At 53.5% G+C, this 25537-nt stretch carries 22 protein-coding genes; 8 read left to right on the top strand and 14 right to left on the bottom strand.

Features of this window, described 5'->3' with window-relative positions; all coding sequences use genetic code 11:
• Window positions 1–92: 92 nt before the first annotated feature.
• The gene (xylR, locus tag M975_RS18165) at window positions 93–1271 is read left to right on the top strand and encodes a D-xylose utilization transcriptional activator XylR (protein ID WP_064561290.1); all 1179 of its coding nucleotides are present in this window, start codon (window positions 93–95) and stop codon (window positions 1269–1271) included.
• A 63-nt stretch (window positions 1272–1334) separates the two neighbouring features.
• Here xylR and M975_RS18160 read toward each other — a convergent pair whose 3' ends face one another.
• The gene (locus M975_RS18160) at window positions 1335–2183 is read right to left on the bottom strand and encodes a protein bax (RefSeq protein WP_064561289.1); all 849 of its coding nucleotides are present in this window, start codon (window positions 2181–2183) and stop codon (window positions 1335–1337) included.
• Between the two features lie 315 nt (window positions 2184–2498).
• Here M975_RS18160 and M975_RS18155 point away from each other — a divergent pair, with 315 nt between their 5' ends.
• Window positions 2499–4517: an alpha-amylase gene (locus M975_RS18155; RefSeq protein ID WP_064561288.1), complete on the top strand. Its 2019-nt coding sequence runs from the start codon at window positions 2499–2501 to the stop codon at window positions 4515–4517.
• Between the two features lie 276 nt (window positions 4518–4793).
• Window positions 4794–6050 (top strand): valine--pyruvate transaminase, encoded by a 1257-nt coding sequence (avtA, locus tag M975_RS18150; protein ID WP_064561287.1) that lies wholly within the window; start codon window positions 4794–4796, stop codon window positions 6048–6050.
• Between the two features lie 100 nt (window positions 6051–6150).
• Here avtA and M975_RS18145 read toward each other — a convergent pair whose 3' ends face one another.
• The 13 genes from M975_RS18145 to hycA all read right to left on the bottom strand — a co-directional run bounded on the left by M975_RS18145 (window position 6151) and on the right by hycA (window position 21032).
• Window positions 6151–7173 carry a HoxN/HupN/NixA family nickel/cobalt transporter gene (locus tag M975_RS18145; RefSeq protein ID WP_064561393.1) on the bottom strand — a complete coding sequence of 341 codons (1023 nt, stop codon included), beginning with the start codon at window positions 7171–7173 and terminating at the stop codon, window positions 6151–6153.
• Window positions 7174–7177: 4 nt separating this feature from the next.
• Window positions 7178–9397, bottom strand: a complete 2220-nt coding sequence (gene hypF, locus M975_RS18140; protein ID WP_064561394.1) for a carbamoyltransferase HypF — start codon at window positions 9395–9397, stop codon at window positions 7178–7180.
• 129 nt (window positions 9398–9526) lie between these two features.
• Entirely contained in the window at window positions 9527–11677 is a 2151-nt protein-coding gene (gene fdhF / locus M975_RS18135) for a formate dehydrogenase subunit alpha (protein WP_064561286.1), read from the bottom strand.
• A 52-nt stretch (window positions 11678–11729) separates the two neighbouring features.
• On the bottom strand, window positions 11730–12275 hold the full coding sequence (gene hydN / locus M975_RS18130) for an electron transport protein HydN (RefSeq protein ID WP_064561285.1): 546 nt from the start codon (window positions 12273–12275) through the stop codon (window positions 11730–11732).
• A 938-nt stretch (window positions 12276–13213) separates the two neighbouring features.
• Window positions 13214–13693, bottom strand: a complete 480-nt coding sequence (gene hycI / locus M975_RS18125; protein ID WP_064561284.1) for a hydrogenase maturation peptidase HycI — start codon at window positions 13691–13693, stop codon at window positions 13214–13216.
• Window positions 13686–14096 (bottom strand): formate hydrogenlyase maturation HycH family protein, encoded by a 411-nt coding sequence (locus tag M975_RS18120; protein ID WP_064514579.1) that lies wholly within the window; start codon window positions 14094–14096, stop codon window positions 13686–13688. Before M975_RS18120 ends, hycI begins: the two co-directional genes overlap by 8 nt.
• Window positions 14096–14860, bottom strand: coding sequence for an NADH-quinone oxidoreductase subunit B family protein (locus M975_RS18115; RefSeq protein WP_064561283.1), 765 nt, complete (start codon window positions 14858–14860; stop codon window positions 14096–14098). The genes M975_RS18120 and M975_RS18115 overlap by 1 nt, the downstream gene beginning before the upstream one ends.
• Window positions 14860–15402, bottom strand: coding sequence for a formate hydrogenlyase complex iron-sulfur subunit (locus M975_RS18110; RefSeq protein WP_034460466.1), 543 nt, complete (start codon window positions 15400–15402; stop codon window positions 14860–14862). Before M975_RS18110 ends, M975_RS18115 begins: the two co-directional genes overlap by 1 nt.
• A gap of 12 nt (window positions 15403–15414) precedes the next feature.
• Window positions 15415–17124: a hydrogenase large subunit gene (locus M975_RS18105; RefSeq protein WP_064514573.1), complete on the bottom strand. Its 1710-nt coding sequence runs from the start codon at window positions 17122–17124 to the stop codon at window positions 15415–15417.
• A gap of 17 nt (window positions 17125–17141) precedes the next feature.
• Complete coding sequence (locus tag M975_RS18100) at window positions 17142–18068, bottom strand: respiratory chain complex I subunit 1 family protein (RefSeq protein WP_064561282.1); 927 nt, start codon at window positions 18066–18068, stop codon at window positions 17142–17144.
• Between the two features lie 10 nt (window positions 18069–18078).
• On the bottom strand, window positions 18079–19887 hold the full coding sequence (hycC, locus tag M975_RS18095) for a formate hydrogenlyase subunit 3 (RefSeq protein WP_064561281.1): 1809 nt from the start codon (window positions 19885–19887) through the stop codon (window positions 18079–18081).
• Complete coding sequence (locus M975_RS18090; protein ID WP_064561280.1) at window positions 19884–20489, bottom strand: 4Fe-4S dicluster domain-containing protein; 606 nt, start codon at window positions 20487–20489, stop codon at window positions 19884–19886. The genes hycC and M975_RS18090 overlap by 4 nt, the downstream gene beginning before the upstream one ends.
• An 87-nt stretch (window positions 20490–20576) precedes the next feature.
• Window positions 20577–21032 carry a formate hydrogenlyase regulator HycA gene (gene hycA, locus M975_RS18085; protein WP_064561279.1) on the bottom strand — a complete coding sequence of 152 codons (456 nt, stop codon included), beginning with the start codon at window positions 21030–21032 and terminating at the stop codon, window positions 20577–20579.
• A gap of 836 nt (window positions 21033–21868) precedes the next feature.
• On the opposite strand from hycA, the gene hypA reads away from it, so the two are divergent.
• From hypA to hypE, 5 genes are read left to right on the top strand one after another with little or no spacing between them, the layout of a single operon-like run.
• Window positions 21869–22228 (top strand): hydrogenase maturation nickel metallochaperone HypA, encoded by a 360-nt coding sequence (gene hypA / locus M975_RS18080; RefSeq protein WP_064561278.1) that lies wholly within the window; start codon window positions 21869–21871, stop codon window positions 22226–22228.
• Window positions 22221–23084 (top strand): hydrogenase nickel incorporation protein HypB, encoded by an 864-nt coding sequence (gene hypB / locus M975_RS18075; protein ID WP_064561277.1) that lies wholly within the window; start codon window positions 22221–22223, stop codon window positions 23082–23084. Before hypA ends, hypB begins: the two co-directional genes overlap by 8 nt.
• Window positions 23075–23335 carry a HypC/HybG/HupF family hydrogenase formation chaperone gene (locus tag M975_RS18070; RefSeq protein ID WP_064561276.1) on the top strand — a complete coding sequence of 87 codons (261 nt, stop codon included), beginning with the start codon at window positions 23075–23077 and terminating at the stop codon, window positions 23333–23335. Before hypB ends, M975_RS18070 begins: the two co-directional genes overlap by 10 nt.
• The gene (gene hypD / locus M975_RS18065; RefSeq protein ID WP_064561392.1) at window positions 23335–24456 is read left to right on the top strand and encodes a hydrogenase formation protein HypD; all 1122 of its coding nucleotides are present in this window, start codon (window positions 23335–23337) and stop codon (window positions 24454–24456) included. The genes M975_RS18070 and hypD overlap by 1 nt, the downstream gene beginning before the upstream one ends.
• Window positions 24453–25463: a hydrogenase expression/formation protein HypE gene (hypE, locus tag M975_RS18060; RefSeq protein ID WP_064561275.1), complete on the top strand. Its 1011-nt coding sequence runs from the start codon at window positions 24453–24455 to the stop codon at window positions 25461–25463. The genes hypD and hypE overlap by 4 nt, the downstream gene beginning before the upstream one ends.
• Window positions 25464–25537: the final 74 nt, after the last annotated feature.

Here is a 25537-nt window from a genome sequence, read left to right as displayed (position 1 = left end):
TGTGCAAATGTTCACAATGCCGGGGCAATGTTTCCCGGCATTGTTGCATTTGTGGTATTGAGTTTAATGTTTTGTTATCAGGGAATAAAAGCATGTTTGAGAAACGTCACCGCATTACGTTGTTATTCAATGCCAACAAGGCCTATGACCGCCAGGTCGTTGAAGGGGTTGGCGAATATTTGCAGGCGTCTCAATCTGAGTGGGATATTTTTATTGAAGAAGATTTCCGCGCTCGTATCGACAATATTAAAGAGTGGTTGGGTGACGGCGTGATTGCCGATTTTGATGATACGGAAATTCAACGCCTGCTCGATGGCGCAGACGTTCCGATTGTCGGGGTGGGTGGCTCATATCACTTGCCTGAACATTACCCGCCTGTGCATTACATCGCCACCGACAACCATGCGTTAGTAGAAAGTGCATTTTTACATCTCAAAGAGAAGGGCGTGCAGCGTTTTGCTTTCTACGGTTTGCCGAACTCCAGCGGCAAACGTTGGGCGATGGAACGTGAATATGCTTTTAACCAACTGGTGGCGAAAGAGAAGTACCGTGGGGTGGTTTATCAGGGAATAGAAACCGCACCTGAAAACTGGCAGCACGCACAAAATCGCCTCGCAGATTGGGTGCAAACGTTGCCGCCACAAACCGGCATTATCGCCGTGACTGATGCCCGCGCCAGGCACTTGCTGCAAGTCTGTGAACATTTGCATATTCCGGTGCCGGAAAAGTTCTGTGTGATTGGCATCGATAACGAAGAACTCACGCGTTATTTGTCACGGGTTGCGCTCTCCTCGGTGGCGCAGGGGACCAGGCAGATGGGTTACCAGGCAGCAAAACTGTTGCACCGTTTGATGGACAACGAACCGCTAGCCTTGCAACGTGTGCTGGTGCCACCGGTACGCGTGGTGGAACGCCGCTCCACGGACTACCGTTCTCTTCACGACCCGGCAGTGATTCAGGCGATGCATTACATCCGCAACCATGCCTGCAAGGGCATCAAAGTTGAACAGGTGTTAGATGCTGTGGGGATCTCGCGATCGAACCTTGAGAAGCGTTTTAAAGAGGAAGTAGGCGAGACGATTCACGCAATGATTCATGCTGAAAAGTTAGAGAAAGCGCGCAGCTTGTTGGTGTCTACGTCTTTATCAATCAATGAAATATCGCAGATGTGTGGCTACCCTTCACTGCAATATTTCTACTCTGTTTTCAAGAAAGAATACGACGCAACACCGAAAGAGCATCGCGATAGGTACAGTGAGATTTTGGTGTAAAAAAAACGCCTTCGAATTGAAGGCGTGAATTATTACTTATTATTAACAATCTATTTTAATTATTTAGTTCGGTGCCATAAAACGCTGATTGGATTGATACATCGCAAATAGGTAGTTGTTATAGCTATTACCCTTTGTGGAATACCCTTTCAGCTTATGAATCATATTGCTGGCAGTCACTTCCTGGTCCGCTTTACGCAATTGAGCGCGGGATTTACGGAAAGATTTATAGGCCGGATGTGTATTCAAATTTGTTACATAAGAGTTAACACCCTCTTTAACAGATTCGTAATGCAAATAGCCTTTAACTTTACCTGGCTCGCTGTTGCAATGGCGCTGGCTGCACTTCATACCAAACAAGTTGTTATTGTTACGCGCAAGTTTAGACGTACCCCAGCCACTTTCGGCTGCGGCCATCGTCGCTACCATATTGGTAGGAATGATGTCGACTTTTTCCATCAGCGTATTCCATGGCACACGCTTGGTATTACCGTTCCACGAAATTTTGTAGCGCTGAGTAATATCTTTCAGGCGTGTACGCTCTGATGGTGACCAGCGTTTTTCATACTGCTTAGAAACCAACCAGTTACGGTCAGCAGTAATCGCGGCATTTTGACTAGTAATGTATGGCATGACCGTCCGGAGAAACGCTTTTTTTCTAGGTGTTCCGGAAGGGTATTTTCGCAAGTCAGGGAGCGATGCTATTTCACTATTGCGAGAATACTCTTTTTTACTACTTGCCAGTTTCTTACTGTTCGTCGTCTTGCTTTTTGTTGCTGTATGTTTCGTTGAAACTAAATGGGCCTTTTGCGATTTTGGCTCATGTTTACTTGCTAATACCCCAGTTGAAAAACTGATGGTGAGTAACATGAGTATCGCAGCCCCAAATCGTCGGAAATGGGTTGATATCATTAGATCTCCTGGTCGGATCGTTACGTTTCCAGTGCCTTATTTGTCAAAGGTTTCGAATAAAGTAAACGCAGATACTAACAAAAATAGACCTTCAGAGCACCAAAAGAAATAATCCGATTCTTAAATGATGTCACGTACGATCTTCTTATGACGGCAAAAACTATTGCAATATGCGACGTTTATCCCATATTTATGCGAATTGATAAGCGCATCACTCACCCTATTATCTCCACCCCTGCTAACCCCTTTTGGGGATGAATCCCGCTATTTAAAACAGTGCCAAACTGAATAAAAGATAATCGCGGGCTTAACCCTATGAAAAAATTACCTCTGCTGCTTTTACTGTTTCCCGGGCTTGTGCAAGCAGGCTGGATGGTTCCCGGAATACCTGCGTTTAAGGAGCAAACTCCGGGCTTGTTTGTCAGCGAGGCGAAGCTTGCAAAAGGCACGCTACCGCTAAGCCTCAAGCTTGATCAGGCGTGCTGGCAGCCCGCAGAATCTATCAAGCTGAACCAGGCGCTGTCACTGAAACCTTGCGAGGGAGAAGCCCCGGTCTGGCGCTTATTTCGTGAAGGCGAGTACCGGGTGCAAATTGACACACGCAGCGGTACACCTACTCTCAACCTGAGCGTCAACAGTGAGGCACAAACCGCACCTGTTGACGTCACCCGCCAGTGCCCGAAGTGGGATGGCAAACCGCTGACCATTAATGTCAGTAAAACCTTCGCTGAGGGCAGCGAAGTGCGTGATTTTTACAGTGGTGCCACTGCCACGGTGAAACAAGGCCAGGTTACGCTGATGCCTGCGGCAAATAGCAACGGCCTGCTGCTGCTGGAGTCAGCGACAACCGAAAAGGTTGCTCCGTTTAGCTGGCACAATGCCACGGTCTATTTTGTGCTGACTGACCGTTTTGAAAACGGCAATCCGAAAAACGACAACAGCTATGGTCGCCACAAAGATGGCATGCAGGAAATCGGCACCTTCCACGGCGGTGACCTCGCAGGTTTAACCCAAAAGCTCGATTACCTGGAAAAACTGGGCGTGAATGCGTTGTGGATTAGCTCGCCGCTGGAGCAAATCCATGGCTGGGTAGGCGGCGGTACGAAAGGCGACTTCCCGCATTACGCTTACCACGGCTACTACACCATGGACTGGACAAAGCTCGATGCCAATATGGGCACCGAAGATGAACTGCGTACCCTGGTGGATGAAGCCCACAAACGCGGCATTCGCATCTTGTTCGACGTGGTGATGAACCACACCGGTTACGCAACGCTCGCCGACATGCAGCAATACCAGTTTGGTGCGCTGTATCTCAAAGGTAATGAGCTGACTAAAACACTGGGCAAAAAGTGGACCGACTGGAAGCCCGGCCCAGGTCAAAGCTGGCACTCTTTTAATGATTACATCAACTTTAGCGATAAAACCGCCTGGCAGAACTGGTGGGGGAAAAATTGGATCCGCACCGATATCGGCAATTACGACAGCCCAGGTTTTGATGACTTAACGATGTCGCTGGCGTTCCTGCCGGATTTAAAAACCGAATCCACGCAACCGGCGGGTTTGCCCATCTTTTATCGCAATAAACCCGATACCCACGCCAAAGAAATAGCGGGCGCTGCCGTACGAGATTATCTGACGCACTGGTTGAGCCAATGGGTGCGTGATTACGGCATCGACGGTTTCCGGGTCGATACCGCAAAACACGTTGAGAAAGCAGGGTGGCAGCAGCTCAAACAGCAGTCTGTTGAAGCGCTGGCAGAGTGGAAGAAGGCCAACCCCGACAAGAAGCTGGATGACGCGCCATTCTGGATGACGGGTGAATCCTGGGGTCATGGCGTGATGAAGAGCGATTACTACAACAGCGGCTTCGATGCGATGATCAATTTCGATTATCAGGAACAAGCGTCGAAAGCCGTTGATTGCCTGGCAAATATCGATCTCACCTGGCAGCAGATGGCGACTAAATTGCAGGAGTTTAATGTTCTTAGCTATCTTTCCTCGCATGATACCCGCCTGTTCCGTGAAGGCGGGCAGCGTGCGGCAGAGTTGCTCTTGCTGGCTCCGGGTGCGGTGCAGATTTTCTATGGCGACGAGACAGAACGGCCATTTGGCCCGACCGGTTCCGATCCGCTTCAGGGAACCCGTTCAGATATGAACTGGGGGCAAAACGTTGCCACGCTTGCTCACTGGCAGAAAATCAGCCAGTTCCGCGCCCGCCACCCGGCTATTGGCACGGGTAAACAGAACACGGTGAGTATGAAGCAAGGGTACGGTTTTAGCCGTGAATCTGCTGGCGACAAAGTGATGGTCGTTTGGGCGGGGAATCCGTAATTGTTGATTTAGTGTCGGACGCCCTCACCCTGGCCCTCTCCCCCAGGAGAGGGAATAACCCGTTCTTACCCTTTCACCCTCTCCTGGAGAGCGAATCCCCATTCTTGCCCTTTCCCCCTCTCCCTCAGGGAGAGGGTTGGGGTGAGGGTTGTTTATTCTGACAAATCTAAAATTCACAGCACAATACACACCAGAGGCTATCCTTAATGCGTTTGCACCGCGTCTTCTCCGGCGTTATGGTTAGCCTCTTTTGATAGTCAAAGACAGATCTACGTTATGACGTTTTCACTTTTCGGCGACAAATTTACCCGCCATGCAGGCATCACACGCCTGATGGAGGACCTTAACGACGGCCTACGCACACCTGGAGCTATCATGCTCGGTGGCGGTAATCCTGCCCAAATTCCTGCGATGAACGACTACTTCCAGGATCTACTGGCAGACATGCTGGCAAACGGGAAAATGACCGATGCACTATGCAATTACGACGGTCCGCAGGGGAAAAGTGAGTTACTTGGCGCGCTTGCAGAAATGCTGCGTACAGAATTAGGTTGGGATATTGCTCCGCAGAATATTGCACTGACTAATGGCAGCCAAAGCGCATTTTTCTACTTGTTTAATCTGTTCGCGGGTCGTTATGCGGATGGCAGCACTAAAAAAGTTCTGTTCCCGCTCGCTCCGGAGTACATCGGTTATGCCGATTCAGGCCTTGAAGAAGACCTGTTTGTCTCTACGCGCCCAAATATCGAGCTGCTGCCAGAAGGCCAGTTTAAGTACCACGTAGATTTCGAACACCTGCACATTGGCCCGGACACCGGCATGATTTGCGTGTCGCGCCCAACCAACCCGACGGGCAACGTCATTACCGATGAAGAGCTGATTAAACTCGACGCTCTGGCGCACCAGCACGGTATTCCACTGGTGATTGATAACGCGTATGGCGTGCCGTTCCCGGGCATTATTTTCACCGAGGCACGCCCGCTGTGGAATCCGAACATTATCCTTTGCATGAGCCTGTCGAAACTCGGCCTGCCGGGTAGTCGCTGCGGTATCATCATCGCCAATGAAAAAATCATCTCTGCGGTCAGTAATATGAACGGCATTATCAGCCTGGCACCAGGCGGTATTGGCCCGGCGATGGCGTGCGAAATGATTAAGCGTAATGATTTGCTGCGCTTGTCTGAAACAGTGATCAAACCGTTCTATTACCAGCGTGTTCAGGACACGATCGCGGTTATTCGTCGCTATTTATCGCCAGAACGTTGCCTGATCCACAAGCCAGAAGGGGCAATTTTCCTTTGGTTGTGGTTCAAAGACCTGCCGATTTCGACTGAGCTGCTTTATCAGCGCCTGAAAAAGCGCGGTGTATTGATGGTGCCAGGGGATTATTTCTTCCCGGGTCTGGATAAGCCGTGGCCGCACACGCATCAGTGCATGCGCATGAACTATGTGCCGGAGCCGGAGAAAATCGAGGCGGGAGTGAAGATCCTTGCCGAAGAGATTGAGCGCGCGTGGGCTGAAAGCGGTAATTGATTGAATTGTAACGGTGGATGTCGCTTGCGCTAATCCACCTTACAATGGTTTTCGTAGGTCGGATTAGCGTGAGCGACATCCGACATTATTCTGCAATTCTCTAGCGAACTACCAACGAATCGTATCCCTTCCAACGGTAGTTCAGCATCGACACAATCCAGCAGCCAATAAACAGCCCAACCACGATAAAGCCTGCATTGCCGAGGTTTTCATTTAACGCATCGACCCACTTCCACATGCCGGAGTGCAGGTTGAATTTATCCGCTAACAACCCTAACGCTTCCATGCCGCCAATAAACAGCGCCACCACAACGGATGTGCCCGTAATCGTCATGTTGTAATAGAGTTTTCGCTGCGGCTTGTTAAACGCCCAACCGTAAGCACCGACCATAATCATGTTGTCGAGCGTATCAATCAGCGCCATGCCGCTTGCAAACAGCGCCGGGAACACCAGAATCGACCATATCGACATCCCGCTGGATGCGCTGGCGGCAGAAATGCCCAACACGCCAATTTCTGTTGCGGTATCAAACCCTAAACCAAACAAAAAACCGACCAGATACATGTGCCAGCTTTTGTTAATCAGCTTAAATGTGGAGCGGAACAGCCAGCTCATGATACCGCCACCGTTAAAATCGGTGTCTTCGGCTGACAGCGACTCGCCACGTTTTAACTGACGGAAATTACGCCATACGCCGCGTAAAATCACCAGATTGACCAGCGCCATTGCCAGCAAGAAACACGCCGATACGGCAGTACCAATCACGCCGCCCACATCATGGAACCAGTCCATATCATTTTGAAATGCCGCCGCGGTTGCGGCAATCGCGATAGACGCCAGCACCACAATGCTGGAATGGCCGAGTGAGAACCAGGCTCCGATACCAAACGGGCGTTTCCCTTGCTGCATCATCTTGCGCGTCACGTTATCAATCGCTGCGATATGGTCGGCGTCGACCGCATGGCGCAAACCGTAGCACCAGGCCAGGAGACTGGCGGCCATCAGCGCGGTGCTGTGGTGAAACGAAACCAGCGCCCAGGCCCAGGCGGCAAGATTGGCTGCGACTAAAACCACCAACAAAACAGCGGCACGTGGATTATCACGAAGAACACGCAATAACATCATTTTATCCTTGTGGGGGAAGGGTGATACGGGCGGCGGCAACAAGCGCCTGGCCCAATGCAAGGGCACCGTCACCGGCAGGTAACTGTGTCGGGAAGAGCAGGTTGAAATCTGCTAGGTGATACGAAAATCTTTCGCGCATCAGGCGGTTATGCAGCACACCGCCGCTGAAGACGAGAGTCTTTATGGCAAGCCTTTGCGCATGGCTGCGGGCTAAATCAGCAAAACCTTTTGCCAGGGCGTCATGAAATGCCCAGGCGCGAGCGGACGCGCAGTCATGCCAGCTCAACCACTGCTGCCAGAATGTCGCCATGTCGAGCTGGCCTGCGATAACCGGCAGCGTAACGGGGTGGAGGCACCCGCGACTTTGTGACGCCAGTGCTTCGAAGCGGCAGGCGGCTTCCCCTTCATAGCTTTGCTGTAAGGGTGTGCAGTGTAGCGCCGCTGCGGCAGCATCGAAAAGGCGACCCGTGGAGGAGGCGACAGGCGCATTAATGCCACGTTCAATGGCGGTGGCCAGCAATGGCCAGCTTTGTGCGCGAATGACGGCCGTTTCCGGGTGGCGTTGCCAGCCAGGTATAAACGCCAGGCAATGGGCGAGCAGGTTACGCCATGGCTGGCGAGCGGCGAGGTCACCCCCGGGGAGCGCCACAGCAGGCAAACCGCCGAGATGTTCACAGTCGCGATAGTTAACCCGCAGGCATTCTCCGCCCCACAGCTGGTCGTTCTCGCCATAACCAATACCATCAAGAGTTAGGGCAATCACATCGCCACCATCCTGTAGCCAGTTGTGTTCAGCCATACACGCCACCGCGTGAGCGTGATGATGTAAAACGGTGCTCACTGGCAAACCCATTTCTTTCCCGATGCGGGAGCTGTGGTAGCCGGGATGCGCGTCTATCGCGACGTATTGCGCTTTAAAATCATAAGCCTCACACATTAGCGTGCACGCTTTTTGCCACTGCTGCTCCACGCCTTCTTCAGCGAGATCGCCCAGATGCTGGCTGAGCACCGCCTGGTTGCCGCGCAGCAAGCAGAAGGTGTTTTTCAGATCAGAGCCTAACGCCAGAATCGGCGGCAGTGCGTCAAAACCTGGGGGTAACGGGAGAGCATCTGGCACAAAACCTCTGGCACGGCGCAGCATCTCACCTTTTGCTCGTACCACGGAATCATCCATGCGCTGGACGATGTCGCGGTTATGCAGCAACCAGCCGTCGGCAATTTCAGCCAACTCTTCAAGCGCCTGCTGATTGGTTATGGCGGGCGGTTTGCCGTTTAAATTGCCGGATGTCATCACCAGCGGGCCACCAAAATCCTGCATCAAAAGGTGTTGTAGCGGGTTGGCGGGTAACATCACGCCGACTTCGCTCAGGCCTGGGGCGATAAACGTGCTTAAACCGTGCAAAGCAGATTTCGCCATTAGCACAATCGGTGCCGCTGGCGTGTTGAGCTGTACCGTTACCTCTGCGGGCAACCGGTGCGAGTCGGGCAGCATGACAGCCAGCGGTTTAGAAGGGCGATGTTTGCGGGAGCGTAAGCGCGAAACGGCGGCATCGTTGCTTGCATCAACCGCCAGGTGGAAACCACCCAGCCCTTTAATCGCGATGATTTTCCCGTCTTTTAACGCTGCAATGGCTGCTTGTAACGCCTCTTCGCGTGCAAGGTTTTGCTCGCCACATTGCCAGCTAATTTGCGGCCCACACTCCGGGCAGGCGACAGGCTGGGCATGGAAGCGGCGATCCATTGGGTCGCGGTACTCTTTTTCGCACGCCGGGCAGAGCGGGAACGCAGCCATCACCGTGTTTGGGCGGTCATAGGGCATGGCATTGATTATCGTAAAACGCGGGCCACAGTGGGTGCAGTTGATAAACGGATAGCGATAACGGCGATCGTGCGGGTCATTCAGCTCGCGCAGGCAATCCGGGCAGGTTGCGGCATCCGGGACGATTTGCGTGTCCATCGAGCTGCTGGCGCTGTGGCGAATGGTGAAATCATGGGGGCGTGTTTCCCATAGCATTGACGATTGTTCAATGCTGTCGATACGCGCCAGTGGCGGGCATTTGGCGTGAAGCTGGGTGATAAACGCATCGGCGGGGGAAGTCAGGCGCACCAACACACCGGCGCCGTCATTGCAGACATCGCCCGTGAGTTTGAGAAGTTGTGCCAGTTGCCAGACGAATGGCCTGAAGCCAACGCCCTGTACTTTGCCGCGAATGCGTAGCATCACGCCGTTAAAATTCACTATTTATCCTGTTTTATGTTTTACGCCCTCACCCCGACCATCTCCCACAGGAGAGGGGGAAATACTCCTTCTCCCTCAGGGAGAAGGTTGGGGTGAGGGTTGTTTTTACACTTAAACTTCTACCGCACTACGCAAACGCGCTTTCATATCGCTATACGTCGTCTGAGCGTAGTTTTCTGCCCACTGCTGGTCGGCAATTTGGCTGACGTTGACCGCGCAATACTTGGTTTCCGGTGTTTTGGAAATCGGGTCAAGGTTGTCCTGAGTCAGCTCATTACAAGCCCCAATCCACCACTGGTAAGTCATGTACACCGAGCCCACGTTAATGCGCTCGTTCACTTCGGCACGGCTGATCACTTTGCCGCGACGCGAACTGACCCACACCAGTTGCTTGTCTTTAATCCCAAGCAGGTTGGCATCTGTTGGGTTCATCTGCACAAAACCAGGTTCATCGGCCAGAGTCTGCAATGCAGCACAGTTCCCGGTCATTGAACGGCAGGAGTAGTGGCCGACTTCACGCACGGTGCACAGCACCAGTGGATATTCGGCATCCGGTACTTCGGCTGGCGCACGCCACTCGGCGGCAAACAGCTGGCCTTTGCCGGTTGGGGTGTCGAACTTGCTGTCTTTGTAGAGATAAGGCGTACCCGGGTGATCGAGCGTCGGACACGGCCACTGCACATGGCCCATATCGCCCATTTTCTCGTAGGTTACGCCATAGAACAGCGGGCAGAGTTCACGCAGTTCATCCCAGATTTGCTGGTTGTTATCGTAGTGCATTGGGTAGCCCATCTCGGTGGCGAGCAGGCTGATAATTTCCCAGTCACGTTTGACGTTGTACTTCGCATCAATGGCTTTTTCAAAACGCTGGAAACCGCGGTCAGCACAGGTAAACACACCGCCGTGTTCGCCCCAGGAAGTGGCTGGCAAAATGACGTCTGCCACTTCAGCGGTTTTGGTCATAAAGATGTCCTGCACGACGACAAAATCGAGCGCTTCAAAACCTTTGCGTACCAGGCCAAGATCGGCTTCGGTCTGCAACGGGTCTTCGCCCATGATGTAGTAGGCTTTCATCTCGCCGTGAATCGCCATATGCGGTACTTCGGTGATACGCACGCCAACCTGGTCGTCCATATCTTCAACGTTGATGCCCCAGGCTTTGGCGAATTTCGCACGCACTTGCGGGTCAACCACATCCTGGTAACCCGGGAACTGGTTTGGCAGCACGCCCATGTCACACGCGCCCTGCACGTTGTTCTGGCCACGAACCGGGCCAACGCCGACGTTTTCACGCCCGAGGTTTCCGGTCAGCAGCGCAAGGCTTGAAAGCCCTTTGACTACGTCAACCGCCTGGCCGAACTGTGTCACGCCCATGCCCCACATAATGGTGGCTGACGGTGCGGCGGCAAAAGTACGCATTGCCTGGCGGACCTGATGCGCCGGAACACCGGTCAGGTGCTCAACGTCTTCTGGCGCGTAGCCTTTAACCACTTCACGGTAAGCGTCCAGACCTTCGGCAAATTTCGCAACGTACTCGGTGTCGTAAAGATTCTCTTCGAGCAGCACATAACCAAAGGCATTCACCAGCGCCATATTGCAGCCGTTTTTCAGTTGCAGATGCTGATCGGCAATACGGGCGGTTTCGATGCGGCGCGGATCGCAAACAATGATTTTCGCGCCATTTTCTTTCGCTTTAATCACACGACGCGCCACGATCGGGTGCGAATCGGCGCAGTTATAGCCAAACACCAACAGGCATTTTGAGTTTTCGATATCGCCGATGGAATTACTCATCGCGCCGTTGCCCAGCGTCACCTGCAAACCTGCGACCGACGGCCCGTGGCAAACACGCGCACAGCAGTCAACGTTATTGGTATGCAAGACACCGCGTGCAAACTTCTGCATCACATAGTTGGTTTCGTTACCTGTCCCACGTGACGAGCCGGTCGTCATAATTGAGCGTGGGCCATGCTGCTCTTTGATAGCTTTCAGGCGTTTTGCGGTATAGCTAATCGCCTCTTCCCAGCTCACCGGCTGAAGCTTGCCGCCCTTTTCATAGCGAATCATCGGCTGCGTCAGACGCGGTGTGAGCAACTTGGTATCGTTGAGAAAATCCCAGCCGTAATAGCCTTTCAGGCAGAGTTCATTTTGGTTAGTCACGCCATCAGCCGCTTCGGCACGGATAATTTTGTTCTTCTCAACAACCAGTTTCAGTTTGCAGCCTGCACCACAGTAAGGGCAGACGCTGGTAATTTTTTTCATCAGTAACAGACCTGTTAAAAGTTGAAAATTTCGTTCCCGTCAGGGGATGAAATTAGAAAATCAGAGATGAAGTTGCATCGAACGCAGCACGGCGGCGTTTTTCGGCACTCATTTGTTCAAGTTTATTGCGATCAACACAAAGAATGGCGTTGGTTGGGCAGGCTTCCATACAGGCCGGGCCTTCCGAACGGGTGTGGCAAAGGTCGCATTTATTCGCTTCGGCTTTTTCTGCCATCACGTTAAGACCTGCGCCGCTGTTGCGAACCACCGGGCGAACAACCACTTCCATCGCGCCATATGGGCAGGCAACCACACAGGTTTTGCAACCGATGCAACGTTCTTGCATCACGTTCACAAAACCATGCTCACGGCTGATTGCGCCATTAGGGCAGACGTTGGCGCACGGTGCGTCTTCGCACTGGCGGCACATTGTCGCGGTAGAAATATTCACGCCTTTAATCACATGAATACGTGGAAGGAAGGTTTGCGGTGTTAATACTGCGCAATCTTGTGCTTCCTGATGTGCTACGACACAGGCCACTTCGCAAGTGCGACAGCCAATACATTTGCTCGAATCAGCAATGATGAAACGGTTCATCATAGACTCCTGGATAGAGTGTTTTTTTATAAGACTTCTGTAGGCATACATAAATTGTGCCAACTTTGAAACTAGCGTGATTCAAGGCTTTGCGCATTGATCGAGGGAGGGATGACAGTGACTTCGACACATTTGACGATGTCATTTGGGCAGATGACAGAAGGATGTTTACTCACCTTCACCCCAGTCCTTTCCCTGAGGGCTGTCTCTTACACGCATTCCTCACTGGCAATCTGTCAGGGCGAGATTTGTTAGATGAGAGGTTTTCCGTTCACCCGAACGTTACGCTATCTCATAGTTGCCAGCGAACGGTGAACGTGCCAGGTGGATAACGACATCCCCCTGGCGACCCCGTCGCCCGGTGATTAAATTGCCCCTACGCGGTAAACCCCAGCTTATCCCCAACGTTCAGGGTCGTTCGCGACTCGCTCCCGGCGATCGCTCTCTTTCGCTGCTCCCGGCAGCTCAACCCTGACTTATGGGTAACGCTGGGGCAATTTATACCGGGAACAAGGTCAAAATCTAAACCGGTTTAGCCTTTGGCTTTTGACGTTGACCTTTAGTCCGGCATAAATCGCCTCTGTTTTGACTGTAAGGAGCGGGTCTCGCCGTCGGGAACGGCGAGAGGTTGTGATCGCCGGACAAAAATGTCAGGAACATTTTTGAACAATGCTTGCGTTGGCCACGAAGTGGTTCGACACAGGGATGTGCCGAATAACCGCATCACAACCGACCCAGGGACTGAAAGGAAAAACGGAGGTTTACCGCGAAGCGGCGATTTAAACGCCGGGAGTCAGGGTTCTTAGGGTGACGACGGTGGTCACCCTAAGTCGTTCACCGGTTCGGTGAATACAGGGATCACAGAACGTTTAGTGAACGGAACCTTCTCCGGATCGGCAGGATTCGCCCTTCAAAGGTCCGTATAAGCGACAGCCCTATTACTCGAACTCTGGCGCTTCTAAATCCGCAAAACCGCCTTTACCTTCCCAGCCCGCCAGACGTTGATACACCGTTTCCACCGCCGTTTTTATCGCGTCGGTCATCGGGTAGTAAAAGCCGACAATATCAGGCTGAATGCCGAGGAAAATCACCTCGCCAACATCTTCTTTAATCTGATCGATTAAATAGTTAAGTGGCATGTTGTGGGTGGTCATCATAAACATTTCAGCGATATCGTCCGGGTCGATGACACGGATTTCGCCTGGGTTCAGTCCCATATCTGTGGCATCAACCAGCAGCAATCTTTCCGGGCGCAATTCGCGAATTGCCACCACATCATTTTCAGGAGCGGTGCCGCCGTCGATAACAATCCAGTCGCCTTGTGGGGCTGCCTGGCATTTCTCGGCAAGTAGCGGGCCTGCGCCATCGTCACCCATCATGCTGTTGCCGACGCACAATAGTACGTTTCTGTTAGTCATAGCGTCTCCGTACCATCAAATAAATGGCGGGTTCTTGTTGAATAGCTTGCAGCATATCGAGCAATTCCTGGCTCCACTCTTGCTGCTGTTCAGTTTGCGTGGGTTTGGCGGCATCAAACGCTTTCGCCAGCAAAACCACGTGACTTTGGTCGATAACTATTTCACCGTAACGCGGCACACCTTCCATTTTGCGCCGCGCTTCGCTACCTTCTTCAAGCGTGGAAATCCACGCTTTGTAAGGCTCATACGAGCAAACCAGGTTCTCTTTCAGGCAGTCGATAACGCCGAGATGGTGGCCGATTGCCAGGCTGTAATAAACCACCTGCTGCGCATCACTCGGTGTGTTGTCGTTTTCATCGACAAACTTACGGCTAAGCTGGCAAAACACCACCGACTCGCTCATTACACGCGCTCCTGCTTAACCAGATCTTCCAGATGCGTGACGATTTCAGTCAGACGCGGATCGTTCTCGTGTGCCAGCCACTGCTGAACACTGCCGCCACCGGCGGTGAGGTTTTCCATATAGCTGTCAGCAATCTGGCGGCCATAGCGATAACCCGCAAGGCTGCGCGCGGCACGGTCGATACGCACACGCAATGGTTGAACCATATCCGGGTGCAGAATTTGCGCCGGTTGTGCATCCATTTCACTGGCTTCGCGGGCGTGGATTTTTTGCTCCAGCAGGCCAAGCGCCATGGCAAAACCATACAGCGTTGCCGCAGGTGTTGGCGGGCAACCCGGAATATAGACATCCACCGGTACGATTTTGTCGGTGCCGCCCCAGACGCAATACAGGTCGTGGAAGATACCGCCGCTGTTACCGCACGCGCCGTAAGAGATGCAAATTTTAGGGTCCGGCGCTGATTCCCAGGCACGTAGCGCGGGGGAACGCATGGCGCGAGTCACAGCGCCGGTAAACAGTAAAATATCCGCGTGACGAGGAGACGGAACAACTTTAATCCCGAAGCGTTCTGCATCGAAAAGTGGTGAAAGGGTGGCGAAAATTTCAATTTCACACCCGTTACAACCACCGCAGTCAACGCGGTATACATACGCGGAACGTTTAATCTTTTTGAGCAACGACGTTTTCATCGCGGCGATGGATTCATCCACCGTCATTGGCACTGGCATGCCGTTGTCGTCGCGTGGGCCGAGTAACATACTCATTAGCTGGCCTCTCTAATTTGGCGGCTAAGGTCAATTTGGTCGGAAGAGACCAGGCTTTGCTGGCGTTTGCATTCCGGGCAGGTTTCAAACGAGGCGCGATGCGCTTCGGCAAGCTTGTCACCGTTGTGCTCAAGCAAGGCAATCGCGTAATCAATCTCTTTTTGTACCGCGAAAGGCTTGCTGCACTGGCGGCAGTTGCACAGGTCAAAACGCGCCTGTTGCAGGAAGTCGGCTTTATTCCAGACGGCCAGTTCGTATTCCTGAGAAAGCTTGATGGCAGCCGTTGGGCAGACTTCTTCACAGCGCGCGCAGAAAATGCAGCGCCCAAGGTTGAAGGTCCACGCCAGTTGCCCCGCCACGAGGTCGGTTTCCACCGTTAATGCGTTCGATGGGCAGGCGTTCACACACGCCGCACAGCCGATACATTGCTGTGGATTATGCTCCGGTTTACCACGGAAGTTCGGATCCACGGCTATCGGTTGTAGCGGGTACGACTCAGTGGCCACGCCGCCTTTAATGGCTTTTTTGATGAAGTTAAACATGGTGACTCCAGCTTATTTCAGCGGCGAATTGGTGCGCTCAATGCTGTAGCGCTCAAGCTCTTTGTACGGCACCACTTTGGTCTTGCGCTTACGCACATCGACAATCGTCATGCGGTCGGTACATGAGTAGCAAGGATCCAGGCTGCCGATGATCAATGGCGCATCAGAAACGGTGTTACCGCGCAGCATGTAGCGAAGCGTCGGCCAGTTGGCATACGTTGCCGCACGGCAGCGCCAGCGATACAACTTCTGGTTATCGCCAGTCATTGACCAGTGAATATCGTCACCGCGTGGTGCTTCGGAGAAGCCAAGGGCGAAGCGGTTTGGAATGTAGGTGAAACCATCTACAGCCAGTGGGCCGCCAGGCAGGTTATCGAGGCCGAAATCAATCATGTTCAACGCGGTATAGACTTCGTTGATACGCACTTTCAGGCGTGAAAGCACGTCGCAGCCTGTTTCGCTATGAACTTCCATTGGCAGCAAACCGTAACCAACGAACGGGTGATCGGCACGGGTATCACGAGCGTGACCGCTGGCGCGAACCATTGGGCCGACGTTACTGAAATCGCGGGCGATTTGCGGGTCAAGGCGGCCAATGCCGACAGTGCGCTGTTCGATGTTTGGCGTGGTCATCAGAATATCGACCAAGTCTTTCACTTCGCGGCGCATTTGCTGTGCGAGCTGGCGCGTCTGGATCATGTCGTCTTTCAACAGATCGCGACGAATCCCGCCGATCAGGTTCAGGCCGTAAGTCTTACGTGCGCCGGTGAGGATTTCCGCCATTTTCATGGACATCTCACGCACGCGGAAGAACTGCATAAAGCCTGAGTCGAAGCCGACAAAGTGGCAAGCCAGGCCGAGGTTCAGCAGGTGGCTGTGCAGGCGTTCAACTTCCAGCAAGATGGCGCGGATCATCTGGGCGCGTTCTGGCACCACGATACCCATCGCGTTCTCAACCGACGTGGTGTACGCGGTGGAGTGGGCGAAGCCGCAAATACCGCAAACACGGTCAGACAGGAAGGTCACTTCGTTGTAACCCATGCGGGTTTCAGCCAGTTTTTCCATGCCACGGTGGACGTAGAACAGGCGGTAATCGGCATCAATGATGTTTTCACCATCAACGAACAGGCGGAAGTGGCCTGGCTCATCGGAAGTCACATGCAGTGGGCCAATCGGCACCACGTTGTTCTTCTTGCTGCCCAGCTCATTGATGAACTGATATGTTTCCTGATCGCTGGTCGGTGCCGGGCGCTGACGGTAATCCATGCTGTCTTTACGCAGCGGATACAGGTCATCAGGCCAATCATCTGGCAGCACTAAACGGCGCTCATCCGGCAGGCCAACAGGTTGCAGGCCGTACATATCACGTACTTCACGCTCGCCCCAAACCGCAGCAGGAACGCGTGGCGTCACGGATGGGAACTCTGGTTTGTCAGCGTCCACTTCTACGCGCACGGTGATCCAGCATTTCACGCCGGTTTCCATCGAAAGCACGTAATACACTGCATAGTTGCCGCACAACTGGCGCTCATCGTTGCCGAACAATACGGATAACCAACCGCCTTGCTGGTAGTAAAGCCACTCCACCACTTCTGGCAGCATGTTGAGCTTCACGGTGACGGTGATTTGGTCTTTGGTTTGCCACGCTTCGTCGATCACCGCATGAGGAAATTGCTTATGCAAAGCGGCGAGATAATGTTGGCCAATCTTTTCTTCAGACATTGATAAATTCTCTTAAATCACGCCGCCAGCAAGGAGACGAAGGCTAAAAAGGCAAAGCCAAAACCGGCCCAGGTAATGCGTGAGGTTTCCAGCATCCGTAAACGCGCCATACTGTTTTCAAACAGCGCGATAATCAGCACGCCAGCAACCAGTTTTACAGCCGCCAGAACCAGCGCAATCACGAGGCCGCCCCAGCTAAATTCGCTCATCTGGCCCCATGGCAGGAACACGCCAACGAACATCTGCAGTACGACCAATTGCTTGAGGGAAATCCCCCATTTCAGCACCGCAAAACCTGCGCCGCTGTACTCGGTCAGCGGACCTTCCTGTAACTCTTGCTCGGCTTCTGCGAGGTCGAATGGCAGTTTGCCCATTTCGATAAACGTGGCGAAGGCACAAGCGGCGAGCGCCAGAATCAGAGTCAAACTCTGCGCGGCAGGCCAGTGGTAGATGGTGGAGGCGATATTGCTGATATGTGTGCTGCCAGCAACTTGTGCCGCAACCCACAGCCCCAGAATCAGGATTGGCTCAACCAACACACCAAGCATCGCTTCACGGCTGGCACCAATGCCGGTAAACGGGCTACCGGTATCCAGGCCTGCAATCGCAAAGAAGAAACGGGCAATGGCGAACAGGTAGATGAGCGTTATCAAATCGCCCAGCGACGGCAGCGGTGACCAGAGGGTCACAACCGGCAGCGCGGTGGCAATCGTCAGCATGACGCCAACCATCACAAACGGCATCAGGCGGAACACCCAACCGGACGCGGCCGGGGCCACGCTCTGGCGGCTGAACAATTTGAACAGGTCACGATATTCCTGCATCACACCAGGCCCACGGCGGTTGTGCATGCGGGCGCGAGTGACGCGGGTAATACCGGACAGCAGTGGCGCGACGGCAAACAGAACCAGCGCCTGAATCAACGAAAAGAAAATGGTATTCATCTCAGGCTCCTTAAGCGCAAACCGCAACCAGCAACACGGCCAGTTCGATCATCGCCAGGCGACGGAACGTACCGGCAAGGCAATCACACTGCCAGCCAGGTACCCATTTCACCGGGTTCAGGGTTTTGCGCAGTTTCAGCAGTGGCGCGAACGCCGCTTTCACTGGCTGAGCAAAGCCACCCGCAGTAATCACCATCGCTTGTTCGTGGTCGTAACCGCAGACCCAGGCCGTGCCGCGTGTGCGGTTTGGCAGGCGATCACCACGGAAAATCACCATCAGAATGAATGGCAGCAGTGGGCTGGCAATCAGCAGCAGGGTGATCATTGGTTGTGAAACGGTGGTGTTAGCCGTTTGCAGCGGCAGTGGAATCGCGTTTTGCAGCAGTGGAATCAGCCACGGAGCGGCAACACCGGCAATCACACAACATGCGGCAAGGGCCGCCACACTCAGGTTCATCAGGAACGGTGCAGAAGTCGCGTTTTCAGCTTCTGGTGTGCGTGGTGCGCCAAGGAAGGTGACGCCATAGACTTTCGCCATACACATCACTGCCAGTGCACCAGTAATCGCCAGACCTACAGCCAGCATTGGGCCTAAGAAACGTGCGATAAACAGCGGCAGAGTACCGAGATGGAAGAACGACTGGTAAATCACCCACTCGCCAGCAAAGCCGTTAAGCGGAGGCAGTGCAGCCATCGCCATTAAGCCAACCAGCATCGCGATGGAAATCAACGGCATACGCTTGCCGATACCACCGAGTTTTTCGATGTCGCGATGACCGGTGCGGAACCACACCGCGCCTGCGCCAAGGAACAACGTCGTTTTGAACACGCTATGGTTGAACAGGTGATACAAGCCACCAATCATACCGAGCGCAACCAGCGTGGATTCGTTCAGCGCCAGGCCCATCAGGCCACAGCCAAGGCCGAGCAGGATAATGCCGATGTTTTCAAGGGAGTGATAAGCGAGCAGGCGGTTGATGTTATGTTCCATCAGCGCATACAGGCCGCCGATGAAAGCCGTAATCATACCCAGCACGACCACCAGAATGCCCCACCACAGCGGCATAACATTGCTGATCAGCGAGAAACTCATGATGCCGTACAGGCCAATTTTCAGCACAACGGCTGAGAACAGTGCCGCTGCCGGAGCAGAAGCGTTGGCATGTGCCTGCGGTACCCAACCGTGAAGCGGGATAATGCCGGCCATCAGGCCAAAACCAACCAGACCCAGCAACCAGATAACCGAGCTAACCGGTGCGCCATTGGTCATCAAGTGCAATTCGGCGTAGCTGAGGGTGCCGTACTGTTTCCACAGCATCCAGCACGCAATGGCCAGCAACACGGTGCCGAGGCGGCCCAATGCAAACCACAACTGCCCGGATTTCTGGCAGCCCGTCAGGAAGTAGCCGCTAAGTGCCACGATTTCAGCCAGCACGACCAACATGCCGAGGTTGTCAGCAACCAGAGTCGCGACCGCTGCCGCCATCACCAGGTTCACCAGCAAGCCATTGGCTTTAACGGCGTCATGGCGATGCCAGTCGATATTAAACAGAGAGATAAACAGGCCTGGCAGCGCTAAGGTGACCAACCACACGCCGTTAAAGGCGTTGAGCTGTAAATGCAGCTGCCAGATTTGTGCCATACCGCTAAACCCGGTTAACGCGTCGAAACCGGCAATCAGCACCAGAACCGAACTTATCGCGCCGCCCAGACCGGCAATTAAACCGCTCAGCGTTTTATTAAATGCCGTGATACCTGCCAGTACTGCGCTCAGCAGAAAACCCATCAGCGCCCAATGAATCAGGATAAAAGCACTCATTTTTTCACCTCAGGCTGGGTAAACATTGTGAGATCGCCAAGCGTTGCGCCCAGAGTCAGTTCACGTTTACGTTTGCTGGATTTGGCAATGTCATTGTTATCAACCACGCGCAGCGCTTTGGTTGGGCAGGTGCGCACGCACGCCGGGCCATCTTCATCAAAGCTGCACATGTCGCATTTCACCGCGATTGCGCGAATGCCAGGAACCCAGTCGATCAGCGTACTGACTCGCGCAGGGGCTGGTGGCGCAGGTGGCGCTTTCGGGCTGTTGGCATTGGCAGGGATGTGAATCGGGCGGCTGCCGGAAAACTCAATAGAGCCAAATGGGCAGGCAATGGCGCACAGTTTGCAACTTACGCACAGGCTTTCATTAAGCTGTACGGCCCCATCGATGCGGGTGATGGCGTTCGCCGGGCAAACGCCCGCGCAAGGCGCATCTTCGCAGTGGTGGCACATTTGCGGCGCGGAATCATTAGCATCACGCATGACTTTCAGGCGCGGCATAGATTGCAGACCATGCAGGCGGTGCGTTTCAGAACAAGCCGCCTCACAGGTGTGGCAACCCATGCAAAGTTTGGAGTCGGCGATAATAAAGCGATTCACCAGGTCTTCCTTAGAACACGTCATCAATTTTGACGAAACTGTGCCGACGGCTGTCGTTTCGACAGTTTTCGACACCCAACATGGCTATCAGGCCTGAGCGCTTTGTTGTAGCTGCCCCATCGATACCGGAGTATCGGTGTTAACGGCGCTGTACAGGCTTTCGTATACCGGGTGAATTTTTTCGAGATAATGCTCGAGCACATCTTCACGGTTACGGTTGCTGATGCTGTTATCGATGCGGCCTTCGTCATCAAGGATTGCCTTGGCAATCAATACTCTATCTTCACCATTACGCTTCTCAACGTAGTACTCGATGGTATGGCTGTTGAAGCCTTCGGCGAGGCGCACGTGAATGACGAAATGGTCAAATAAGAAGAAGCGCAGGGAATCATCAGGATTGCACCCTACGGCGTGATGCAGTTTTGCTTTAGAAAGGGTGATGCCCTGAATCAAGCTATTGCAGTAATGTTGCCATTGCGCGAGCAAGCGCTGGTGCTTGTCGGCAATGTATTCGGCTTTTTCGCTCAGTTCCCAAATGTTCATTATTAAATCACTCTGTTTTTGCTGTTGCGTCTACAGAGCACGTTTCGTGCCAATATTGTATTTTGTTGAAATTATTGGTTTTTGTATTAAATGTCAGTAAATGACCACAGGATTGACATGTCATTTCGTCATGTTTGACGGGGAGTGACATTTGGCCCTGTTGAGGTAGCTCCTATGGGAGGATGGAGATTTTCCGTTCACCCGAAAGTTATCCGCTCCCACATAAATTAGTGAACGGTGAACGTATCAAGGGGTTAACGCCAACCCCTTGATAATCCAGGCGTCCGGCCAGTCAATCGCCGCAAGCGGTAAACCTCCATTTTGCCTCCGTGTCAGGGTCGGTTGCGATTCGCTCCCGGCGATCGCGCCCTCCAGCCGTTCCCGACGGCTGGACCCGGCCACCTGGAGTCAAAACGGAGGCGATTGAAGCCGGAACCCAAGGTCAACGTCAAAACCTAAAGGCCTAAAGACCACACTGAGCCGGTTTTGACCTTGTTCCCGGTATAAATTGCCCCAGTGTTCCCCAAGTCAGGGTTGAGCTGCCTGGAGCAGCGAAAGAGAGCGATCGCCGGGAGCGAGTCGCGAACGACCCTGAACGTTGGGGATAAGCTGGGGTTTACCGCGCAGCGGCAATTTAATCACCGGGCGACGGGGTCCCCAGGGGGATGTCGTAATCCTCCTGGGACGTTCACCGTTCGCAGATAAACCAGGGATCGAATAACGTCCGGGTGAACGGAAAATCACCATGCCGGACATAGTATTGCCTCCCAAACGGCAAGTGTATAAACCCTGGCATCATCCTTGCATTACCTCCAGCAGACATCCCCGGAGGCAACATGCACGAAATCACCCTCTGCCAACGCGCACTGGAACTCATCGAAACTCAAGCCCGCCAACACGGCGCCACGCGCGTCACAGGTGTTTGGCTGGAAGTGGGCGCTTTCTCATGCGTTGAGCAAAGCGCGCTGGAGTTCTGTTTCGAATTAGTGTGCCGCGACACATTAGCCGAAGGCTGCCAGCTTTATATTCACCAGCAAGAAGCGGAGTGCTGGTGCTACGACTGCCAGCAACACATCACCCTGGTGACTCAGTTGGTGAGGCGCTGCCCGTTGTGTGAAGGCAGTAATTTACGCATCGTTGCAGATGATGGCGTGCAGATTAAGCGTCTGGAAGTGGAGGAGACGAATCATGTGTAGTACTTGTGGTTGCGCTGAAGGCAACTTGTATATAGAAGGCGACGAGCGCAACCCGCACTCAGGATTCCGTAGCGCACCTTTCGCGCCAGCTGCGCGCGCAACAATGCAAATCACCGGGGTGAAATTTGCCCCCACCGCCGATGAACAAGGCGACCTGCATTATGGCCACGGTGCCGCAGGCACCCACGCGCCGGGTATGACTCAGCGCCGTATGCTGGAAATCGAACTCAACGTGCTGGATAAAAACAACCAGCTCGCGGTGTATAACCGTGAACAGTTTGCGAAACAGCAACAGTTGGTGCTGAACCTGGTTTCAAGCCCTGGTTCCGGCAAAACCACATTGCTGACCGAAAGCCTGAAGCGCCTACACGGAAATGTGCCTTGCGCCGTGATTGAAGGCGATCAGCAAACGGTAAACGATGCCGAGCGCATTCGCGCAACCGGCACGCCAGCCATTCAGGTTAACACCGGTAAAGGCTGCCACCTTGATGCACAGATGATCCGCGATGCGATGCAGCGCCTGCCGCTTGAACGCAACGGCATTCTGTTTATCGAAAACGTCGGCAACCTGGTGTGTCCGGCGAGTTTTGACCTCGGCGAACGCCATAAAGTGGCGGTGCTTTCCGTGACCGAAGGTGAAGACAAACCGCTTAAGTATCCGCATATGTTTGCTGCCTCTTCATTAATGCTGCTCAACAAAATCGACCTGTTGCCGTATTTGCAATTTGATGTCGAGAAGTGCCTCGACTATGCACGCCAGGTGAACCCGAATATTGAAATCTTGCTGGTTTCCGCGACAAGCGGTGAAGGCATGGACGAGTGGCTGAACTGGCTGGAGACGCAACGATGTGTATAGGCATTCCGGGTCAGATTGTTGAAAAACTGCCAGATGGCAGCGCCAAAGTGGACGTCTGCGGTATTAAGCGTGATGTAAACCTGATGCTGGTGGGCGATGCGCAAATCGGCCAGTGGGTGTTGGTTCATGTCGGTTTTGCGATGAGCATCATTGATGAAGCCGAAGCCCGCGACACTCTGGATGCACTACAAAACATGTTCGAAGTGGAGCCTGATGTTGGCGGCTTGCTCTTCGGGGAAGAACGCGGATGATGCATTTTGTAGATGAATACCGCGCGCCAGAAAAAGTTATGCAACTTATTGATGTACTGCGCGAGCGTGCACCTAAACTCGCGTACACCGCACAGCGCCCGTTACGTATTATGGAAGTCTGCGGCGGGCACACCCATGCCATCTTTAAGTTTGGCCTCGACCAGTTGCTGCCGGAAAACATCGAATTTATCCACGGACCGGGTTGCCCGGTGTGTGTGTTACCGATGGGCCGTATTGATGCCTGTATTGAGATTGCCAGCCATCCCGACGTCATTTTTTGTACCTTTGGCGACGCAATGCGTGTGCCGGGGAAAAATGGTTCGTTGATGCAGGCCAAAGCGCGTGGCGCGGATGTGCGCGTGGTTTACTCGCCAATGGATGCGCTCGCGATGGCGAGCCAGAACCCGGATCGCAAAGTGGTCTTTTTCGGCCTAGGGTTTGAAACGACGATGCCGACAACGGCCATCACGTTGAAACAGGCGAAAGCGCAGGGCATTAATAATTTTTACTTTTTCTGCCAGCACATTACGCTTATTCCAACGCTGCGTAGCTTGCTGGAGCAGCCGGATAACGGCATTGATGCTTTCCTGGCTCCTGGTCACGTCAGCATGGTGATAGGCACCGAAGCCTATGATTTTATTGCCACCCAACATCATCGCCCACTCGTCGTTGCGGGTTTTGAACCGCTGGATTTACTGCAAGGTGTGGTGATGCTGGTGGAGCAAAAAATCCATCAACACAGTACAGTGGAAAACCAATACAAACGTGTGGTGCCGGATGCCGGTAATAGCCTTGCGCAGCAAGCTATTGCCGATGTCTTTACCGTGCGTGGTGATGCAGAATGGCGCGGGCTTGGCACGATTAGCGATTCTGGCGTTCAGCTGACAGACGACTATCGCCAGTTCGACGCAGAAGATCATTTCAAGCCCGCACCGCAGCAGGTTTACGACGACCCACTCGCCCGTTGTGGTGATGTGCTCACCGGGCGTTGCAAACCACACCAGTGCCCAATGTTTGGTAAAACCTGTAATCCGCAAAATGCTTTTGGTGCACTGATGGTGTCATCCGAAGGCGCGTGTGCCGCATGGTATCAATATCGCGGGCAGGAGAGCGAAGTATGAAAACAATCGAAATGGCCCACGGCAGCGGCGGCCAGGCAATGCAAAAATTGGTAGCTGACTTGTTTATGCAGGCGTTTGATAATCCATGGCTTGCTGAGCAAGAAGATCAGGCGCGGTTACCGCTGGCTGAACTCACCGCAAGCGGCGATCGCCTGGCATTTTCAACTGACAGCTACGTTATCGACCCCCTCTTTTTCCCGGGTGGCGATATCGGTAAGTTAGCCATTTGCGGTACGGCGAACGACGTTGCGGTAAGCGGTGCAACACCGCGCTGGCTGTCGTGCGGTTTTATCCTTGAAGAAGGTTTACCGCTTGAAACGCTCGAGCGCGTGGTCACCAGCATGGCGGCGACGGCAAAAGCGGCGGGTATCGCGGTGGTCACCGGTGATACTAAAGTCGTGCAGCGTGGGGCTGCAGATAAACTGTTTATCAACACTGCGGGTATCGGCGCTATTCCTGCCGGCCTGAATTGGGGCACGCAACACATTGGCGTTGGCGATGTGCTTATCGTCAGCGGCACGTTGGGCGACCACGGCGCGACCATCCTTAACCTGCGTGAATCGCTTGGTCTGGAAGGTGCACTGATCAGTGATTGCGCCGTGCTGGCTCCGTTAATTGCGCCATTGCTGAATATTGCTGGCGTTAAGGCGCTGCGTGATGCGACGCGTGGTGGAGTAAATGCCGTGTTGCATGAGTTTGCGGCATCTTGCGGTTGCGGGATGGAAGTGACAGAAAGCCTGCTGCCATTGAACCCGGCTGTGCGTGGCGTATGCGAATTGCTCGGCCTCGATGCGCTTAACTTTGCCAACGAAGGCAAACTGGTGATTGCCGTTGCGAGGGATGCCGCAGAAAGCGTTCTTGCGGCTTTACAGGCACATCCATTGGGGCAAAATGCGGCTATTATCGGCGATGTGGTTGAGCGCAAAGGCGTGCGTGTCGCCGGGCTTTATGGTGTAAAACGGACCTTAGATTTGCCACATTCAGAACCGCTACCTCGCATTTGTTGACCTAAGCCATAAACCCAGCGAGATGTCCTGGCTACACTTAAGCACTATTTATATGACAAATCGCCGGGCGTTCT

Origin of the sequence: Buttiauxella brennerae ATCC 51605, assembly GCF_001654925.1 — a bacterium.
GTDB classification, from domain to species: Bacteria; Pseudomonadota; Gammaproteobacteria; order Enterobacterales; family Enterobacteriaceae; genus Buttiauxella; species Buttiauxella brennerae.
This window is presented reverse-complemented; position numbering and strand designations above follow the sequence as displayed.

Excerpts from the sequence above, each read along its gene's own strand:
- M975_RS18070 (WP_064561276.1), top strand. The coding sequence starts at position 23,075 with ATGTGTATAGGCATTCCGGGTCAGATTGTTGAAAAACTGCCAGATGGC.
- M975_RS18160 (WP_064561289.1), bottom strand. The coding sequence starts at position 2,183 with ATGATATCAACCCATTTCCGACGATTTGGGGCTGCGATACTCATGTTA.
- M975_RS18155 (WP_064561288.1), top strand. The coding sequence starts at position 2,499 with ATGAAAAAATTACCTCTGCTGCTTTTACTGTTTCCCGGGCTTGTGCAA.
- hycI (WP_064561284.1), bottom strand. The coding sequence starts at position 13,693 with ATGACTAACAGAAACGTACTATTGTGCGTCGGCAACAGCATGATGGGT.
- M975_RS18105 (WP_064514573.1), bottom strand. The coding sequence starts at position 17,124 with ATGTCTGAAGAAAAGATTGGCCAACATTATCTCGCCGCTTTGCATAAG.
- hypF (WP_064561394.1), bottom strand. The coding sequence starts at position 9,397 with ATGCTACGCATTCGCGGCAAAGTACAGGGCGTTGGCTTCAGGCCATTC.
- avtA (WP_064561287.1), top strand. The coding sequence starts at position 4,794 with ATGACGTTTTCACTTTTCGGCGACAAATTTACCCGCCATGCAGGCATC.
- M975_RS18115 (WP_064561283.1), bottom strand. The coding sequence starts at position 14,860 with ATGAGTATGTTACTCGGCCCACGCGACGACAACGGCATGCCAGTGCCA.
- M975_RS18110 (WP_034460466.1), bottom strand. The coding sequence starts at position 15,402 with ATGTTTAACTTCATCAAAAAAGCCATTAAAGGCGGCGTGGCCACTGAG.
- M975_RS18100 (WP_064561282.1), bottom strand. The coding sequence starts at position 18,068 with ATGAATACCATTTTCTTTTCGTTGATTCAGGCGCTGGTTCTGTTTGCC.
- M975_RS18145 (WP_064561393.1), bottom strand. The coding sequence starts at position 7,173 with ATGTTATTGCGTGTTCTTCGTGATAATCCACGTGCCGCTGTTTTGTTG.
- hypD (WP_064561392.1), top strand. The coding sequence starts at position 23,335 with ATGCATTTTGTAGATGAATACCGCGCGCCAGAAAAAGTTATGCAACTT.
- hypA (WP_064561278.1), top strand. The coding sequence starts at position 21,869 with ATGCACGAAATCACCCTCTGCCAACGCGCACTGGAACTCATCGAAACT.
- fdhF (WP_064561286.1), bottom strand. The coding sequence starts at position 11,677 with ATGAAAAAAATTACCAGCGTCTGCCCTTACTGTGGTGCAGGCTGCAAA.
- hypE (WP_064561275.1), top strand. The coding sequence starts at position 24,453 with ATGAAAACAATCGAAATGGCCCACGGCAGCGGCGGCCAGGCAATGCAA.
- hypB (WP_064561277.1), top strand. The coding sequence starts at position 22,221 with ATGTGTAGTACTTGTGGTTGCGCTGAAGGCAACTTGTATATAGAAGGC.
- M975_RS18120 (WP_064514579.1), bottom strand. The coding sequence starts at position 14,096 with ATGAGCGAGTCGGTGGTGTTTTGCCAGCTTAGCCGTAAGTTTGTCGAT.
- hycA (WP_064561279.1), bottom strand. The coding sequence starts at position 21,032 with ATGAACATTTGGGAACTGAGCGAAAAAGCCGAATACATTGCCGACAAG.
- hycC (WP_064561281.1), bottom strand. The coding sequence starts at position 19,887 with ATGAGTGCTTTTATCCTGATTCATTGGGCGCTGATGGGTTTTCTGCTG.
- xylR (WP_064561290.1), top strand. The coding sequence starts at position 93 with ATGTTTGAGAAACGTCACCGCATTACGTTGTTATTCAATGCCAACAAG.
- hydN (WP_064561285.1), bottom strand. The coding sequence starts at position 12,275 with ATGAACCGTTTCATCATTGCTGATTCGAGCAAATGTATTGGCTGTCGC.